The following is a 16,997-nucleotide window of genomic DNA, read 5'->3' on the forward strand; positions in this document are numbered from 1 at the left end:
TCGCTCTTAAGGAAATCGAATGGATTTGGTACTCGACCTGCTCGCCACCGTCTCCCGCTGGAGCCGTAGCAACCTGTCGGAAATCTCCCTGGCCCTCGTCGGCTGCTTGCTGGTGCTGTTCGGCGCGGACATCAAAGGCTGGGTTGAGGCGCGACTGGGCAGCATCGCCGGTGCATTGCGCGTACCGTTGATGGCGCTGGTGTGCATGATCGGTAGCGGTGCGGCGTTGATCTATGCCACACCGTGGATTGTGCGGGGCCTGAGCCAGTTCAATAACTACAGCCTGGCACCCGTGTTGGTGGTGGTGCTGGTGTTGATTGGCGTCGTCGCAGACCGCCGCTGACCCCAAACCCAACACAAAACCAAATGTGGGAGCTGGCTTGCCTGCGATAGCATCACCTGGGTATCACTGATGCACCGAGGTGTCTGCATCGCAGGCAAGCCAGCTCCCACATTGGATTGCATTTCAAATCAGTGGCGAGTTACGCCAATTTCTCGAACTTCAAATCCCAAACCCCATGCCCCAACCGCTCGCCGCGGCGTTCGAACTTGGTGATCGGGCGCTCAGCCGGGCGTGGCACGCATTTGCCGTCTTCGGCCAGGTTGCGGTAGCCAGGGGCGACGTTCATCACTTCCAGCATGTATTCCGCGTACGGTTCCCAGTCGGTGGCCATGTGCAGGATGCCGCCGACTTTCAACTTGCTGCGCACCAGTTCCGCGAAGGACGCCTGGACGATACGGCGCTTGTGGTGACGGGATTTGTGCCAAGGGTCCGGGAAGAACAGCATCAGGCGGTCGAGGCTGTTGTCGGCGATGCAGCGGTTGAGCACTTCAATCGCGTCGCAGTCATAGACCCGCAGGTTAGTCAGGCCCTGGGTGAGCACGCCGTTGAGCAGCGCGCCGACACCCGGGCGGTGTACTTCCACACCGATGAAGTCCTGCTCCGGCGAGGCTGCGGCCATTTCCAACAGGGAGTGGCCCATGCCGAAACCGATTTCGAGGGAACGCGGGGCCGAACGGCCGAACACCTGGTCGTAATCCACCGGCGCGTCGGCCAATGGCAATACGAACAGCGGCGTGCCCTGCTCCAAACCCTTTTGCTGGCCTTCGGTCATGCGACCGGCGCGCATCACAAAACTCTTGATGCGGCGGTGCTTGGACTCGTCGCCTTCTTCCACGGTGTTCGGCGTTTCGTTTGATTCAGTCATCAATGGCTCTTACTTGATCAGACCATCCAGCGGCGAGGAGGCGCTGGCGTACAGTTTTTTCGGCATGCGGCCGGCGAGGTAGGCCAAGCGGCCTGCGACGATCGCGTGATTCATGGCTTCGGCCATCATGATCGGCTGCTGGGCATGGGCGATGGCCGAGTTCATCAGCACCGCATCGCAGCCCAGTTCCATGGCGATGGTGGCGTCGGAGGCAGTGCCCACGCCCGCATCCACCAGCACCGGGATCTTGGCTTCTTCGAGGATGATCTGCAGGTTATACGGATTGCAGATACCCAGGCCGGAACCAATCAGGCCAGCCAGCGGCATCACCGCGATGCAGCCGATTTCCGCCAGTTGGCGGGCAATGATCGGGTCATCGCTGGTGTAGACCATCACGTCGAAACCTTCCTTGACCAGCGTTTCGGCGGCCTTGAGGGTTTCGATCACGTTGGGGAACAGGGTTTTCTGGTCGGCCAGCACTTCCAGCTTCACCAGGTTGTGGCCGTCGAGCAGCTCACGGGCCAGGCGGCAAGTGCGCACGGCTTCGATGGCGTCGTAGCAACCGGCGGTGTTCGGCAAGAAAGTGTAGCGATCCGGCGACAGCACTTCGAGCAGGTTCGGCTCGCCTTCGATCTGGCCGAGGTTGGTACGGCGCACGGCGAAGGTGACGATCTCGGCACCCGAGGCCTCGATGGCCAGGCGGGTTTCTTCCATGTCACGGTACTTGCCGGTGCCGACCAGCAGACGGGACTGGTAGGTGCGACCGGCCAGGACGAAGGGCTTGTCGCTACGAACGATGCTCATGGGAAATCCTCGAATTGGAGTGAGGTTCTGCAGAATGCGGGATGGCGCCCTTGAGCGCCGGGCGGCTAGCCGCCACCGATGGCGTGGACCACTTCGACCTGATCACCTTCGGTGAGCGCGGTTTCGACGTGCAGGCTACGCGGGACGATATCCAGGTTGAGCTCCACTGCGACGCGACGCCCGGTCAGGTCCAGACGGGTCAGCAGGGCCGCAACGGTTTCACCGTCGGGCAGTTCAAAGGATTCGCCGTTCAACTGAATGCGCATGCCACGGGCCGCCATCGTTTTTAGGGGCCAGCATTCTAGCCCGATCATGGTTGTCGGCCCAAGCCCCTTGGTCAGAAGCCCCTCGGTCAGATGGCCTGCAGGCGCCATGCAGCAAGACCGAGGAAGAACCAGCCGAGCAGAAACGCCAGCCCGCCAAATGGCGTGATGATCCCCAGTTTGCTGATGCCGGTCAGGGTCAGCGCATACAAACTGCCGGAGAACAGCAGGATGCCGACAGTAAAGGAGATACCCGCCCAGCCGATCAGTCGGCCAGGAATATGCGCAGCCAACAACGCCACGCAGAAGAGCGCCAGGGCATGCACCAGTTGGTAAGTCACGCCGGTGTGGAAGATCGCCAGGTACTCGGCGCTCAGGCGGTTTTTCAGGCCGTGAGCAGCAAAGGCGCCGAGGGCGACGCCGGTAAAGCCGAAAAAGGCAGCCAGCATCAGAAAGCTACGCAGCATGAGGAACTCCAATCAGACTCAAAGGGCCGGGTCTGTATAATGGCCCGCTCAACGGGTTCGGCCAAGCCATCTCTATGCTGCGTCTCCTCTTCAAGCGTTTTCTCAAAGTCGTGAAATGGTTTGCCATCGGCAGTGTGCTGCTGGTGCTGCTGTTTCGTGTCGTGCCGCCACCGTTCACCGCGCTAATGGTGGAGCGCAAGGTCGAATCCTGGATCGACGGCGAGCCGATCGACCTGCAACGCACGTGGGTGGCGTGGGACGAGATCTCCGATGACCTCAAAGTGGCGGTGATGGCCGGTGAAGACCAGCGCTTCCCGCAGCACTGGGGTTTTGATTTTGGCGCGATTCAGGCGGCGCTGCTGCACAACGAGCGCGGCGGTTCGATTCGCGGCGCCAGCACGTTGAGCCAACAGGTGTCGAAGAACCTGTTCCTGTGGGCCGGGCGCAGTTACTTGCGCAAAGGCCTGGAGGCTTGGTTTACCGGGTTGATCGAGGTGTTCTGGCCCAAGCAGCGGATTCTTGAGGTGTACCTCAACAGCGTGGAGTGGGATGAAGGTGTTTTCGGCGCAGAAGCGGCGGCGCGACATCACTTTGGGGTGAGTGCCAAGGCGCTTTCTCGCCAGCAGGCCAGCTATTTGGCGGCGGTGTTGCCGAACCCACGGGTGTGGAGTGCCAGCCATCCGACCGCGTATGTGGCGCGGCGAGCGGCGTGGATTCGCCAGCAGATGAGCCAATTGGGCGGGGATGGTTATCTGGTGGAGTTGAACAACTCTCGCAAGGCACCTTGGTCCGACTGACACCACATCCCCCTGTGGGAGCTGGCCGAGTTGGACTTGAGATTTTCGAATGCAAACAAAAATGCCCCGATCTCTCGATCGGGGCATTTTTTTGTCTTTTCGCAGCCTTTAAGCAGCGATCGACAACTTCAGCTTATTCATCGCGCTTTTCTCAAGCTGACGAATCCGCTCGGCCGACACGTTGTACTTCTGCGCCAGGTCGTGCAGCGTGGCTTTTTCTTCTGCCAGCCAGCGCTGGTAGAGGATGTCACGGCTGCGGTCGTCCAACACTTCCAACGCTTCGTGCAGGTTGTGATTGGAGTTGTCGCTCCAGTCGGCGTCTTCCAGTTGACGCGCCGGGTCGTACCGGTGGTCTTCCAGGTAGTTGGCCGGCGATTGGAAGGCGCTGTCGTCGTCCGCTTCTGCGGCCGGGTCGAAGGCCATATCATGGCCGGTCAGGCGGCTTTCCATCTCGCGCACTTCACGCGGCTCCACACCGAGGCTTTCGGCCACACGGTGGACTTCCTCGTTATTCAGCCACGCCAGGCGTTTTTTCTGGCTGCGCAGGTTGAAGAACAGTTTGCGCTGGGCCTTGGTGGTCGCCACCTTCACGATGCGCCAGTTGCGCAGGATGAACTCGTGGATTTCCGCCTTGATCCAGTGCACAGCAAACGACACCAGACGCACACCCATTTCCGGGTTGAAGCGTTTTACAGCCTTCATCAGGCCGACGTTGCCTTCCTGGATCAGGTCAGCCTGGGCCAGGCCGTAGCCGCTATAGCTACGGGCGATATGTACGACAAAACGCAGGTGGGCGAGCACCATCTGCCGAGCCGCCCCCAAATCCTGCTCATAGTAGAGACTCTCGGCCAGTTCACGCTCCTGCTCGGGCGTCAGCAATGGAATGCTGTTGACCGTGTGCACATAGGCTTCCAGGTTCGCACCTGGGACCAAGGCATAAGCAGGTTGCAAAGAAGTGGTCATACGAAAAAACCTCCGACTCACATAACTCGTGCAGTTCAGCACTGCGAAAATTGACCGGGAACCGTAGGACAAGTTCCCTAAACCACTGATACGGTCAATACAAACGAAACCACATTAATCTGACATTAACTACTTCGGCGCCAACTCACGTAAATGACGAGCGACCGCAATCCACGCACCGATATACCCCAACAATACCGCGCCAAGCAAGAGTGACAAACCATCGGCAACCGGCACGCCGGCCAAGGCGAAATCGCTGCCGTACAAGCCGGCAAGCCCGACTACCGCGTCGTTCAGCCAGTCAAGGCCAAACGCTAGCACGCCCCAGGACAAAATCCCGGCACCAAAGCCATAAAGCGCGCCCATGTACAGAAAAGGACGACGCACATAGCTGTCCGTGCCGCCGACCAGTTTAATCACTTCTATCTCGATGCGACGGTTTTCAATATGAAGACGAATGGTATTACCTATCACCAAAAGTAATGCAGACACCAACAGCACCGTCAAACCGAACACAAAGCGGTCGCCCAGCTTGAGAATCGCGGCAAGACGCTCTACCCAGACTAGATCAAGTTGCGCCTGTTGCACCTTGGGCATCTCTGCGAGTTTTTGTCGCAGGGCCTCAAGCGCCGGCTTGTCGACTTCATTCGGCGTCACCAGCACCACGCCCGGCAGCGGGTTCTGCGGCAGCTCCTTGAGCGCCTCGCCCAGGCCAGACTGCTGCTGAAACTCCTCAAGGGCCTGGTCGCGGCTGATGTATTCGGCGTCCGCCACACCCGGCAGGTTCTTGATGTCGTCGCGCAAGCTTTCGCCATCTTTGGCGCTGGCGTCGAGGTTCAGGTACAGCGAAATCTGCGCCGCACGCTGCCAGGAACCGCCCAGACGCTCGACATTATTAAGCAGCAGCGACAAACCCATCGGCAGGCTCAGCGCCACGGCCATCACCAGGCAGGTGAAAAAGCTGCCAATCGGCTGCTTGGCCAGGCGGCGCAGGCTGTCGAGCAGGCTGGCGCGATGGCTTTCGATCCAGGCGCGCAGCAGCGTGCTGAAATCCGGGCCATCGTCTTCATCGCGTTTTTTCTTCTGCGGTTGCGGGTCGGCGGCTTTTGGCGCCACGCGTTCGGAGACTTTAGGGCTGCGTGTTGCACTCATACGCCGGCCTCCCCGTCGCCGATCAGGCGGCCGCGTTGCAGGGTCAGCATGCGATGGCGCATACGCGCGATCAACGCCAGGTCGTGACTGGCGATCAGCACGCTGGTGCCCAGGCGGTTGATGTCTTCGAACACGCCCATGATCTCGGCCGCCAGGCGCGGGTCGAGGTTACCGGTGGGTTCGTCCGCCAGCAGCAAGGCCGGGCGGTGGACGATGGCGCGGGCAATGCCGACGCGTTGTTGCTGGCCGGTGGACAGGTCGCCTGGGTACAGATCGGTTTTATCCGACAGCGCCACGCGCTCCAGCGCCGAATCCACACGCTTGACGATCTCGGCTTTGGACAGCCCCAGGATCTGCAACGGCAAGGCAATGTTGTTGAACACCGTGCGATCGAACAGCAACTGGTGGTTCTGGAACACCACGCCGATCTGACGGCGCAGGAAAGGAATCTGTGCGTTGCTGATAGTGGCCAGATCCTGGCCCGCCAGCAGCAACTTGCCAGTGGTCGGACGCTCCATGGCCAGCAGCAGGCGCAACAGCGTACTTTTGCCCGCGCCCGAGTGACCGGTCACGAACAAGAATTCGCCGCGACGCACTCGAAAGCTCAGCTCATGCAAGCCCACATGCCCGTTGGCATAGCGTTTACCGACCTGTTCGAATCGAATCATGAACGCTCCCGCTCGGCAAAGAGTGCCTGTACAAAGGGTTCGGCTTCAAAGGTGCGCAGGTCGTCGATACCTTCACCGACGCCGATGTAACGAATCGGCAACCCGAACTGTTTAGCCAGGGCGAAGATCACGCCGCCTTTGGCTGTGCCGTCGAGCTTAGTCAATGCCAGGCCAGTCAGTTGCACCGTCTGGTTGAATTGTTTGGCCTGGCTGATGGCGTTCTGGCCGGTGCCGGCGTCAAGCACCAGCAAGACTTCGTGCGGCGCCTCGGCGTCGAGCTTGCTGATCACGCGGCGTACTTTCTTCAACTCTTCCATCAAGTTGTCTTTGGTGTGCAGGCGACCGGCGGTATCGGCGATCAGCACGTCGATGTTGCGCGCCTTGGCGGCTTGCACGGCGTCGAAGATCACCGAGGCAGAGTCGGCGCCGGTGTGCTGGGCGATCACCGGGATCTTGTTGCGCTCACCCCAGACCTGCAGTTGCTCCACGGCAGCGGCGCGGAAGGTGTCGCCGGCGGCGAGCATGACTTTCTTGCCTTCCAACTGCAGCTTTTTGGCCAGCTTGCCGATGGTGGTGGTTTTGCCGGCGCCGTTGACGCCGACCACCAGGATCACAAACGGCTTGTTCGGCGTGATCACCAGCGGGGCTTCTACCGGTTTGAGCATCGCAGCCAGCTCGGCCTGCAGGGATTTGTAGAGCGCGTCGGCGTCGGTCAGCTGCTTGCGTGCGACCTTCTGGGTCAGGCTCTGGATGATCACGGCGGTGGCTTCAACGCCCACGTCGGCCGTCAGCAGGCGGGTTTCAATGTCTTCCAGCAGCTCGTCATCGATGACCTTCTTGCCCAGGAACAGGCTGGCCATGCCTTCGCCAATGCTGGCGCTGGTCTTGCTCAGGCCCTGCTTGAGGCGCGCGAAGAAGCCGGTTTTGCTGGTTTCGACAGCAGCGGTGACCGGCTCTTGTTCGACAGGCGGCTCGATAACGGCAGGCGCGGCCACGACGACAGGCACAGGCGTCGGCTCAACAACGACCGGCGCAGGCACTTCGACTACCGGCAGCGCTTCAACCACCACTTCCACCGGCTCAACCACCGACGGAATCGGCGGCGCCACATGTTCGGCCTGCACATCGTCAACCAGCGCTACGGGCTCTTCGGCCACCGGCAGCTCAAGCCACGGCTTGTGCTCGGGCTCAGGTTCCGGCGCGGCTTCAGCCACCGGCTGCAACACCGGCTCGGCCATCGGCAACACCACCGGTGCCGGGATTTCAGCAACCGGTTCGGCTTCTACTATCGGTTCAGGGATAGGCTCAGGTTGAACCTGCGGCTGTTCGACGACGGTTTCCTGCGGCTTTTTGCGCAGCCATCCGAACAGGCCTTTTTTCTCGCCAGCCGCAGCTGGGCTCTTCTTGTCGTCGTTGGAACCAAACATGGAGGACGGCTATCTCAAAGTAGCGATGCGCCAGGGCGCCTCGGTAAATAAATTCGATGCAGAACAGACTGCTTTAACGCTCGCTTGTTCATGCGCAACATTTTGTAAGGCGTAAATAAAGGCCTCAACAAATCGTTTCAATAAAGGACTGAAGCGATAAAATCGGCGAAAAGTGGAAGATTGTCGGGAAAAAACACCTTTAACCTCCACGTTCCTACGACTGGATCCGGAACAAGATGACCGCCATGGTGGCCGTGTCCAAATCGGATCAGTATCCTAGGGCGTGTCATTCCTCATTACCAGTACCGCGTTGCCGCCTAAAAGCAAGCCAGGCAAGGCGCAGGCCGCCGGGAATGTGCTTCCCTTGCCCAGGCCTGCAAACGCAGCCTGGCTTGCTTTTAGGCACAACCCGAAGGGCCGGGCCTGTTAGTGTGCTGGGCTGCGTTACTCGGAGCTTATTTGGAAAAACCAAATCGCGCTCCTCGCGCCTTGCCCTGCACACTAGCAGGCTGCGGCGCGGTACTGGTAATGAGGAATGACACGCCCTAACCTCCTCGCCCGCCGACGCTAAGACCAAGCGGGCAGCCCAACAGGTTTAAAAACGAATGAATGCTCTAGCCCGCCGCGCTGCAGGCCTGCTGTTCAGCACAGTTTGTCTGCCCCTTTCAGCTTTGGCTGCCGACCCACAACCCACCCATGAATTCACCCTGGATAACGGCCTTAAAGTGGTCGTGCGCGAAGATCATCGCGCGCCGGTGGTGGTTTCCCAGGTCTGGTACAAGGTTGGTTCGAGCTACGAAACCCCGGGCCAGACCGGTTTGTCCCACGCCCTGGAACACATGATGTTCAAGGGCAGCGCGAAAGTCGGCCCCGGCGAAGCCTCACTGATCCTGCGCGACCTAGGCGCCGAAGAAAACGCCTTCACCAGCGATGACTACACCGCCTACTACCAAGTACTGGCCCGTGATCGCCTGGGCGTCGCTTTCGAGCTGGAAGCCGACCGCATGGCCAGCCTGCGCCTGCCGGCGGATGAGTTCAGCCGCGAGATCGAGGTCATCAAGGAAGAGCGCCGCCTGCGCACCGACGATAACCCGATGTCCAAGGCCTACGAGCGCTTCAAGGCCATGGCCTACCCGGCCAGCGGTTACCACACGCCGACCATCGGCTGGATGGCGGACCTGGAGCGCATGAAAGTCGAAGAGCTGCGCCACTGGTATCAATCCTGGTATGTACCGAACAACGCCACGCTGGTGGTAGTCGGTGACGTGACCCCGGATGAGGTCAAGAACCTGGCTCAGCGTTATTTCGGCCCAATCCCCAAGCGTGATGTGCCACCCGCGAAAATCCCACTGGAGCTCGCCGAGCCTGGCGAACGCCTGCTGACCCTGCATGTGCAGACCCAACTGCCGAGCGTGATCCTGGGCTTCAACGTGCCAGGCCTGGCCACCGCCGAAGACAAACGCTCGGTACAGGCCCTGCGCCTGCTCTCGGCCCTGCTCGATGGCGGCTACAGTGCGCGTATTTCCGAGCAACTGGAACGCGGTGAAGAGCTGGTATCCGCCGCCTCCACCAGCTACGACGCCTACACCCGGGGTGACAGCCTGTTCACCCTGACGGCCACGCCGAACCAGCAGAAGAAAAAGACCATTGCCCAAGCCGAAGCCGGCCTGTGGCGCCTGCTGGACGAATTGAAAGCCAAACCGCCGACCACCGAAGAACTGGAGCGTATCCGCGCCCAGGTCATCGCCGGCGTGGTCTACCAGCGCGATTCCATCACCAGCCAGGCCACGGCCATTGGCTCCCTGGAAACTGTCGGGCTGTCCTGGAAACTGATGGACACCGAGTTGGCCGACCTGCAAAGCGTGACCCCGGAAGATATCCAGAAGGCCGCACGTACTTATTTCACCCGCGAGCGTTTGAGCGTCGCCCATGTTTTGCCTGAGGAGACCGCTCATGAGTGATCGCAAAAGCAGCCGCCTGATCCTGCCAGCCCTGATCGCCGTCACCGCGATCGCCGCCAGCGCCGTGTATTTCCTGCGCCCGAGCGAATCCGTGGCCAGCCAGGCGCTGGACAAGGCCCAATCGGCCAGCAAACTGCAATCTTTGGCGGAGCTGGACGGCAAGGCGCCGACCAACCGCAAGCTCGACGTGCAAACCTGGACCACCGCCGAAGGCGCCAAGGTGCTGTTCGTCGAAGCCCACGAATTGCCGATGTTCGACGTGCGCATCCTGTTCGCCGCCGGCAGCAGCCAGGACGGCAACACGCCCGGTGTGGCCCTGCTGACCAACGCCATGCTCAATGAAGGTGTGCCGGGCAAGGGCGTCAGCCAGATCGCCAGTGGCTTTGAAAGCCTGGGCGCCGACTTTGGCAATGGCGCCTACCGCGACATGGCGCTGGTGTCCCTGCGCAGCCTGAGTGACAGCGACAAGCGCGACGCAGCCCTGACGCTGTTCGACGACGTGATCGGCAAGCCGACCTTCCCGGCAGACTCCCTGGCGCGGATCAAGAACCAGATCCTTGCCGGTTTTGAATACCAGAAACAGAACCCGGCTAAACTGGCCAGCCTTGAGCTGTTCAAGCGCCTGTACGGCGACCACCCTTACGCTCACCCGAGCGAAGGCACGCCTGAAAGCATTCCGAAGATTACCCTCGCGCAGCTGCAGGCCTTCCACGCCAAGGCTTACGCCGCCGGTAACGCGGTGATTGCCGTTGTAGGCGACCTGACCCGCGCCGAGGCCGAAGCCATGACCGCCAAGGTCTCCGCATCGCTGCCTAAAGGCCCGGCCCTGGCGAAGATCGCCCAACCGACCGAACCCAAAGCCGGCCTGAGCCATATTGAGTTCCCATCCAAGCAGACGCACCTGCTGTTCGCGCAACTGGGCATCGACCGCGCCGACCCGGACTACGCAGCCTTGTCCCTGGGCAACCAGATCCTCGGCGGCGGTGGTTTCGGCACCCGCTTGATGAGCGAAGTGCGCGAGAAACGCGGCCTGACCTATGGCGTGTACTCCGGTTTCTCGCCGATGCAAGTACGCGGCCCGTTCATGATCAACCTGCAGACCCGCGCCGAAATGAGCGGCGGCACCCTGCGCCTGGTTGAGGACGTACTGGCCGACTACCTCAAGACCGGCCCGACGCAAAAGGAACTGGATGACGCCAAGCGTGAGCTGGCCGGCAGCTTCCCGCTGTCCACCGCCAGCAACGCCGATATTGCCGGGCAACTGGGCGCGATGGGTTTCTACAACCTGCCGCTGAGCTATCTGGAAGATTTCATGAAACAATCCCAGGCCCTGACCGTAGAGCAGGTCAAGGCTGCATTGAACAAACACTTGAGCGCCGACAAGATGGTCATCGTGACCGCCGGCCCGACGATTGCGCAAAAGCCACTACCGCCCCCCACTGATAAACCTGCCGAGCAGCCGCTCGGGGTTCCGGAGCATTAATGGCCAGTTCATCTCGCCCAAAAAAACCTGTCCACAACGTGCATAACGGTGTGGGCCAACTGCGCATCATTGGCGGTGAATGGGGCAGTCGCAAGCTGAGCTTCCCCGACGTCGTAGGCCTGCGCCCGACGCCGGATCGCGTGCGTGAAACCCTGTTCAACTGGCTCGCGCCGTACATCGGCGGGGCCAAAGTGCTGGACCCGTTCGCCGGCAGCGGCGCGCTGTTCCTGGAGGCGCTGTCCCGTGGCGCGGCCCAGGGCCAGGCGCTGGATGCCAGCAATGTGGCGGTGTCCAGCCTCAAGGAACACCTGGGCACACTGCGTTGCACCACCGGCCAGGTTCAGACCGCCGACGCGCTGCGCTACCTGGAAACCCAGGCGGCGACTGAGTACGACGTGGTGTTCCTCGACCCGCCGTTCAATCAAAACCTGTTGCCGACGGTGTGTGCGTTGCTGGAAGAGCGACAGTGGCTGGCTGCGGATGCGTGGATCTACACTGAGAGTGAGACCGCCCCGTCTACCCTCGGCCTGCCGGGCAGCTGGCGCCTGCACCGGGAGCAGAAGTCCGGGCGGGTGTATTACGCGTTGTGGCATCGGTTGGTCGAAATCGCTGCCTAGTCTTTCAGCCTGGCTTCAATTGTGGCGAGGGCGCTTGCTCCCGCTGGGCTGCAAAGCAGCCCCAAAACCTGCAATAGTGTTCTGGCTGAATAAGTGCGGTGTTCTTGATAGGGCTGCTCCGCAGCCCAGCGTGAGCAAGCTCGCTCGCCACAGTGAGTTCACTTGCTACCGAGAGTTACATGACCCCTTCTTCCGACCTGTTCAAACCCGCCTTCGGCCTCGGCAACCCCCATCTGCAAACGCTGTGGGGGCCGCTGTGGCGCACCACCACCCATATCGAACGCCAACGCGAACGCTTGTGGCTGGACGACGGCGACTTCCTCGACCTCGACTGGCACGGCCCCCACGACGCACAAGCGCCATTAGTGCTGGTACTGCATGGGCTGACGGGTTCATCCAACTCGCCCTACGTGGCCGGCCTGCAAAAAACCCTCGCGGCTCAAGGCTGGGCCAGCGCAGCGTTGAACTGGCGCGGGTGCTCGGGCGAGCCGAACCTGCTAGCGCGCAGTTACCACTCGGGCGCCAGCGAAGACCTGGCGGCAGCGATTGCCCATCTGCGGGCCAAGCGGCCGTTGGCGCCGCTGTACGCAGTGGGTTATTCCCTGGGCGGCAATGTGCTGCTCAAGCATTTGGGGGAAACCGGCGAGGCCTCGGGGTTGCACGGCGCCGCGGCGGTGTCGGTGCCGTTTCGGCTGGATCAATGCGCCGATCGCATCGGGCTGGGCTTTTCGCGGGTTTATCAGAAGCACTTTATGCGCGAGATGCTGGCGTATATCCGCGCCAAGCAGCGGCGCTTTTTACAGGATGGCCAGGCTGACGGGCTGAAAACCCTGGAGGCACTGGGCTCGCTGGAGAAGATGCGCACGTTCTGGGACTTCGATGGGAGGGTGACCGCGCCGCTGCACGGCTTCCTCAGCGCCGAGGACTATTACCGCCGCGCATCCAGTCGGTATTACCTGGGTGCTATCCGCACCCCCACCCTGATTATCCAGGCCGCCGATGACCCGTTCGTGTTCGCCCACAGCTTGCCCGAGGCCAGTGAATTGTCGGAATGCACCGAGTTCGAGTTATTGACCAAGGGTGGGCATGTGGGGTTTGTCGATGGTTCGCTCAAGCGCCCCAGCTACTACCTGGAGCGCCGAATCCCCCAGTGGCTACTGGAGAAACACGATAAATAATGTGGGAGCGGGCTTGCCTGCAATGCGCATAGGTATCTACACAACTTTCGGTGAGCGCAAAATCTGTAGCAGATGGGCTTTCGTGGCGAGCGGGCTTTTCAGTTAGCCGATTTTTAGCTGACACACCGGCATCGCAGGCTAGCCAGCTCCCACATTTTGATTGGGTTTACAGACCTGACAGCTCAGTCGCCGGTCGCAATTTCCCGCGCCGGATCAGTAATCCACTCGCTCCACGACCCCGCATACAGCTTGCCCAACGGATAACCCGCCAAGCTCAACGCAAACAGGTTATGACACGCCGTCACGCCCGAACCGCAATACGCCACCAGCGCATCCGGCGAACGGCCCTGCAACTGCGCGGCGAAGCGCTGCTTGAGCTGCTCAGCCGGAAGAAAGCGGCCATCACTGCCCAGGTTTTCATTGAACGCCGCACATTGCGCACCGGGAATGTGCCCGGCGATGGGGTCGATAGGTTCCACGTCGCCACGAAAGCGCGCTTGAGCCCGAGCATCAATCAAGGTCATGCCCGGTTCGCCCAGGCGTTTTTGCAGGTGTTCGGCGTCCAGCACCAAGTGATTGTCCGGCGTACCGGCAAACGTCCCCGGCTCAACCACCGGCGCGTCCAGGCTCAGCGGGAAACCGGCGGCGTGCCAGGCCTTGAGGCCACCGTCCAGGATAAACACAGCATCACGCTTGCCCAGCCAGGCCAGCAGCCACCAGGCGCGGGCGGCATAGGCACCGGGGCCGTCGTCATACAGCACGATGTCGGTGTCGGCGTTGATACCCCAAGCCCGCAGTTGCTCGGTGAACGTGTCCGCGGCTGGCAATGGGTGTCGGCCGGTCACGCCTTTGGTCACCGGACCGCTGAGGTGGCGCTCCAGATCAGCGTATTGCGCCCCCTCAATATGCCCCTCGGCATAGCTGCAAAGCCCGTAGTCCGGGTCTTCCAAGGCAAAGCGGCAATCCAGGATCACCAGCCCGGCAGCCTGCTGGCGCTCGGCTAATTGCTGGGGGCTGATCAGTTGGGCAAGCGGCATGACGGACTCCTGTGAACACATTCGGGAAAGGTCCTACTTCACTTCTTCCAGTGCCTGGTTCAACGGCACGTAAAACTCTTTGAACAAGGCGTCCACCGCCTCTTTCGCCTGGGGCGTGACAAACCCTGCTTCCAGCACCAGCACCTGATACACCCCGCGCTTGATCGCCTCGGCGCTCAAATGGGTGGAGTTTTCATTGGTGGTGCACAGGAAACGCACCCAGGAAGTGAGGATGATCCAGGCATTGAGGGTCAGGGCCTCGGTTTGTATCGGGTCCATATTGAGGATGCCGGCATCCACGAACCCCTGATAGATAGCGCCGCCCTGGATCAGGCAACGCTGAGAGAAACGCCGGTAGCCGGTGGCCAGTTCCGGGTCGCTTTCCAGCAGGTGTTCGAGGTCACGGTGCAGGAAACGGTAGCGCCACATGCCGGCCAGCACGGCCTGCAGGTAGAAGCGTTTGTCTTCAACGGTTACCGCACGGCCTTGAGGCGGGCGCAGGAAACTGTCCACCAACACTTCGTATTCGCGAAACAGCACGGCGATGATCGCCTGCTTGTTGGGGAAGTGGTAGTACAGGTTGCCCGGGGAAATCTCCATGTGGGCGGCAATGTGGTTGGTGCTGATGCTGCGCTCGCCCTGCTGGTTAAAAAGCTCCAGGCTGGTTTGCACAATGCGCTCGCTGGTCTTTACTCGTGGTGCCATAGGGGATCAGCTTCTAAACACGTGATGGGGCATCTTACGGCCTATCCTTGTCTGGATAAATCCGCTTGTTGCTGCAATGACATTTGACAATTTAGAGCAATGACTCTAAAAATCCAGGCAGACCTATAACAATTGGGAACTGCACCATGTCTGCCACCGTTGCCTACCTGCAAGATTCCCAGGCGCTGGATCAACTCCAGGACCTGTTCGACGCCCAACGCCGCGCCTATGCCGCCAACCCGATGCCGCCGGCGGCGCAGCGTCAGCAATGGCTCAAAGCCTTGCGCGACTTGCTCAGCGACGAACGCCAAGCCCTGATCAACGCGATCAGCCAGGACTTCAGCCATCGCAGCGCAGACGAAACCCTGTTCGCCGAACTGATGCCGAGCTTGCATGGCATTCACTACGCCAGTAAACACCTAAAGGGCTGGATGAAACCTTCCCGCCGCGCCGTAGGCATTGCCTTCCAACCCGCGTCGGCCAAAGTCATCTACCAACCGCTGGGCGTGGTTGGGGTGATCGTGCCGTGGAACTACCCACTGTATTTGGCCATTGGCCCGTTGGTCGGCGCTCTGGCGGCCGGTAACCGGGTGATGCTCAAGCTCAGCGAATCCACGCCCGCCACGGGTGAACTGCTCAAGGCGCTGTTGGCGAAAATCTTCCCCGAAGACTTGGTATGCGTGGTGCTGGGCGAAGCCGAAGTGGGCATGGCGTTCTCCAAATTGCGCTTCGATCACCTGCTGTTTACCGGCGCCACCAGCATCGGCAAGCACGTGATGCGCGCCGCTGCCGAGCATCTCACGCCGGTCACGCTGGAGCTGGGCGGCAAGTCGCCGGCGATTGTCTCCGCCGACGTACCGCTCAAGGACGCCGCCGAGCGCATCGCCTTCGGCAAATGCCTGAATGCCGGGCAAACCTGTGTAGCGCCGGACTACGTGCTGGTGCCGGAAGATCGCGTCGAAGGGTTCGTCGAGGCCTACAGCAAAGCCGTTCGCGGGTTTTATCCGACCCTGGCCGACAACCCGGACTACACCGCCATCATCAACGAAAGGCAGCAGGCACGGCTGAATGCCTACGTCAAAGACGCCACCGACAAAGGCGCCACCCTGATTCCGCTGTACGACCAAGGCCAGGCACGGCGTATGGCCCACAGCCTGCTGCTAAATGTCAGCGATGAAATGACCGTGATGCAGGACGAAATCTTCGGCCCGGTGCTGCCGATCGTGCCGTATCGCGGCATTGACCAGGCGTTTGCCTACATCAACCAGCGCCCTCGCCCATTGGCCCTGTACTACTTCGGCTACAACAAGGGCGAGCAGAACCGCGTACTCCATGAAACCCACTCCGGTGGCGTGTGCCTGAACGACACCCTGCTGCATGTGGCCCAGGACGACATGCCCTTTGGCGGCATCGGCCCCTCGGGCATGGGCCACTACCACGGCCATGAAGGCTTCCTCACGTTCAGCAAAGCCAAGGGCGTACTGGTGAAACAGCGCCTGAACGCGGCAAAGCTGATCTACCCGCCTTACGGCAAGTCGATCCAGACGTTGATTCAAAAACTGTTTATTCGCTGATTCCGCCAACCTCGGGGTAACAATAACAATGAACCCTAGCCTGACTGATTCACCTGCGCTGTCGCGGCGCGGCGTCCTGAAAATCGGCCTGTGCGCCAGCGCATTCCTGGCCACCGCCGGGCTAGGCGCCAGCCTCAGCGGCTGCTCCAGCAGCACCCCGGCCAGCGGCTTTGCCCTGCTGCGCAGCAGTGACTTGCCGTTCTTGCGCGCGGTAATCCCCGTGCTGCTCGAAGGCGCGGCCAGCGCCCAGGACGTGGTCGCCGGGATCGAAGACACCCTGAAAAAGCTCGACTACAGCCTCCAGCACCTGTCGCCGGAAATGTTCAAGCTCACCCAGCAACTGTTCGACGTATTGAGCATGGGCATCACCCGCGGCCCACTGACCGGTATCTGGGGCAGTTGGGAAAACGCCAGTAGCGAGCAGATCCGCAACTTCCTGCACCGCTGGGAAAACAGCTACCTGAACCTGCTGCGCATGGGCCAGGGCTCGCTGCTCAAGCTGGTGATCATGGCTTGGTACTTCCGCCCGCAGTCCTGGGCGCATTGCGGCTACCCCGGGCCACCCAAAATTTGACGCTGATAACCCATTCAGACAGGTGGGAGCTGGCTTGCCTGCGATAGCGGCGGGCCAGCGATGAATTGATCGGCAGGCAGACCGCTATCGCAGGTAAGCCAGCTCCCACATTGGTTGCC

At 61.1% G+C, this 16,997-nt stretch carries 18 protein-coding genes; 8 read left to right on the forward strand and 10 right to left on the reverse strand.

Features of this window, described 5'->3' with window-relative positions; genetic code table 11:
• The first annotated feature begins 19 nt into the window (after positions 1 to 19).
• The gene (locus tag KZH41_RS29290) at positions 20 to 343 is read left to right on the forward strand and encodes a DUF3392 domain-containing protein (RefSeq protein ID WP_016972961.1); all 324 of its coding nucleotides are present in this window, start codon (positions 20 to 22) and stop codon (positions 341 to 343) included.
• 139 nt (positions 344 to 482) lie between these two features.
• Here the strand turns inward: KZH41_RS29290 and trmB are convergent, their stop codons facing one another.
• The 4 genes from trmB to KZH41_RS29310 form a co-directional block, all read right to left on the reverse strand.
• Positions 483 to 1,208, reverse strand: a complete 726-nt coding sequence (gene trmB, locus KZH41_RS29295; RefSeq protein ID WP_094949166.1) for a tRNA (guanosine(46)-N7)-methyltransferase TrmB — start codon at positions 1,206 to 1,208, stop codon at positions 483 to 485.
• Positions 1,209 to 1,217: 9 nt separating this feature from the next.
• On the reverse strand, positions 1,218 to 2,012 hold the full coding sequence (locus tag KZH41_RS29300) for a thiazole synthase (RefSeq protein ID WP_015886353.1): 795 nt from the start codon (positions 2,010 to 2,012) through the stop codon (positions 1,218 to 1,220).
• A 65-nt stretch (positions 2,013 to 2,077) separates the two neighbouring features.
• Entirely contained in the window at positions 2,078 to 2,278 is a 201-nt protein-coding gene (gene thiS, locus KZH41_RS29305; RefSeq protein ID WP_176462891.1) for a sulfur carrier protein ThiS, read from the reverse strand.
• An 86-nt stretch (positions 2,279 to 2,364) separates the two neighbouring features.
• Positions 2,365 to 2,742: a DUF423 domain-containing protein gene (locus KZH41_RS29310; RefSeq protein ID WP_094949168.1), complete on the reverse strand. Its 378-nt coding sequence runs from the start codon at positions 2,740 to 2,742 to the stop codon at positions 2,365 to 2,367.
• 74 nt (positions 2,743 to 2,816) lie between these two features.
• On the opposite strand from KZH41_RS29310, the gene mtgA reads away from it, so the two are divergent.
• Positions 2,817 to 3,539: a monofunctional biosynthetic peptidoglycan transglycosylase gene (gene mtgA / locus KZH41_RS29315; RefSeq protein WP_094949169.1), complete on the forward strand. Its 723-nt coding sequence runs from the start codon at positions 2,817 to 2,819 to the stop codon at positions 3,537 to 3,539.
• Between the two features lie 108 nt (positions 3,540 to 3,647).
• Here mtgA and rpoH read toward each other — a convergent pair whose 3' ends face one another.
• From rpoH to ftsY, 4 genes are all read right to left on the reverse strand, one after another.
• Complete coding sequence (rpoH, locus tag KZH41_RS29320) at positions 3,648 to 4,502, reverse strand: RNA polymerase sigma factor RpoH (protein ID WP_003176698.1); 855 nt, start codon at positions 4,500 to 4,502, stop codon at positions 3,648 to 3,650.
• Between the two features lie 129 nt (positions 4,503 to 4,631).
• A complete protein-coding gene (gene ftsX, locus KZH41_RS29325) occupies positions 4,632 to 5,654 on the reverse strand; it encodes a permease-like cell division protein FtsX (protein ID WP_094949170.1) in 1,023 nt (340 codons plus the stop codon).
• Positions 5,651 to 6,322 (reverse strand): cell division ATP-binding protein FtsE, encoded by a 672-nt coding sequence (gene ftsE / locus KZH41_RS29330; protein ID WP_003213784.1) that lies wholly within the window; start codon positions 6,320 to 6,322, stop codon positions 5,651 to 5,653. The genes ftsX and ftsE overlap by 4 nt, the downstream gene beginning before the upstream one ends.
• Positions 6,319 to 7,749, reverse strand: coding sequence for a signal recognition particle-docking protein FtsY (gene ftsY, locus KZH41_RS29335; RefSeq protein WP_242153256.1), 1,431 nt, complete (start codon positions 7,747 to 7,749; stop codon positions 6,319 to 6,321). Before ftsY ends, ftsE begins: the two co-directional genes overlap by 4 nt.
• Positions 7,750 to 8,354: 605 nt before the next feature.
• Here ftsY and KZH41_RS29340 point away from each other — a divergent pair.
• From KZH41_RS29340 to KZH41_RS29355, 4 genes are all read left to right on the forward strand, one after another.
• Positions 8,355 to 9,710, forward strand: coding sequence for a M16 family metallopeptidase (locus KZH41_RS29340; protein WP_094949172.1), 1,356 nt, complete (start codon positions 8,355 to 8,357; stop codon positions 9,708 to 9,710).
• On the forward strand, positions 9,703 to 11,193 hold the full coding sequence (locus KZH41_RS29345; protein ID WP_242153263.1) for a M16 family metallopeptidase: 1,491 nt from the start codon (positions 9,703 to 9,705) through the stop codon (positions 11,191 to 11,193). The genes KZH41_RS29340 and KZH41_RS29345 overlap by 8 nt, the downstream gene beginning before the upstream one ends.
• Positions 11,193 to 11,810: a 16S rRNA (guanine(966)-N(2))-methyltransferase RsmD gene (rsmD, locus tag KZH41_RS29350; protein ID WP_094949174.1), complete on the forward strand. Its 618-nt coding sequence runs from the start codon at positions 11,193 to 11,195 to the stop codon at positions 11,808 to 11,810. Before KZH41_RS29345 ends, rsmD begins: the two co-directional genes overlap by 1 nt.
• Positions 11,811 to 11,989: 179 nt before the next feature.
• On the forward strand, positions 11,990 to 12,988 hold the full coding sequence (locus KZH41_RS29355; RefSeq protein WP_242153266.1) for a hydrolase: 999 nt from the start codon (positions 11,990 to 11,992) through the stop codon (positions 12,986 to 12,988).
• Between the two features lie 182 nt (positions 12,989 to 13,170).
• Here the strand turns inward: KZH41_RS29355 and KZH41_RS29360 are convergent, their stop codons facing one another.
• A complete protein-coding gene (locus KZH41_RS29360; protein ID WP_094949176.1) occupies positions 13,171 to 14,025 on the reverse strand; it encodes a sulfurtransferase in 855 nt (284 codons plus the stop codon).
• Positions 14,026 to 14,058: 33 nt separating this feature from the next.
• Positions 14,059 to 14,730: a TetR/AcrR family transcriptional regulator gene (locus KZH41_RS29365; protein WP_094949177.1), complete on the reverse strand. Its 672-nt coding sequence runs from the start codon at positions 14,728 to 14,730 to the stop codon at positions 14,059 to 14,061.
• A gap of 146 nt (positions 14,731 to 14,876) precedes the next feature.
• On the opposite strand from KZH41_RS29365, the gene KZH41_RS29370 reads away from it, so the two are divergent.
• Entirely contained in the window at positions 14,877 to 16,304 is a 1,428-nt protein-coding gene (locus KZH41_RS29370; protein ID WP_094949178.1) for a coniferyl aldehyde dehydrogenase, read from the forward strand.
• 28 nt (positions 16,305 to 16,332) lie between these two features.
• Positions 16,333 to 16,878 carry a twin-arginine translocation pathway signal protein gene (locus tag KZH41_RS29375; RefSeq protein ID WP_094949179.1) on the forward strand — a complete coding sequence of 182 codons (546 nt, stop codon included), beginning with the start codon at positions 16,333 to 16,335 and terminating at the stop codon, positions 16,876 to 16,878.
• Positions 16,879 to 16,997: the final 119 nt, after the last annotated feature.

Origin of the sequence: Pseudomonas sp. YeP6b (assembly GCF_025642995.1) — a bacterium.
Taxonomy (GTDB): Bacteria; Pseudomonadota; Gammaproteobacteria; order Pseudomonadales; family Pseudomonadaceae; genus Aquipseudomonas.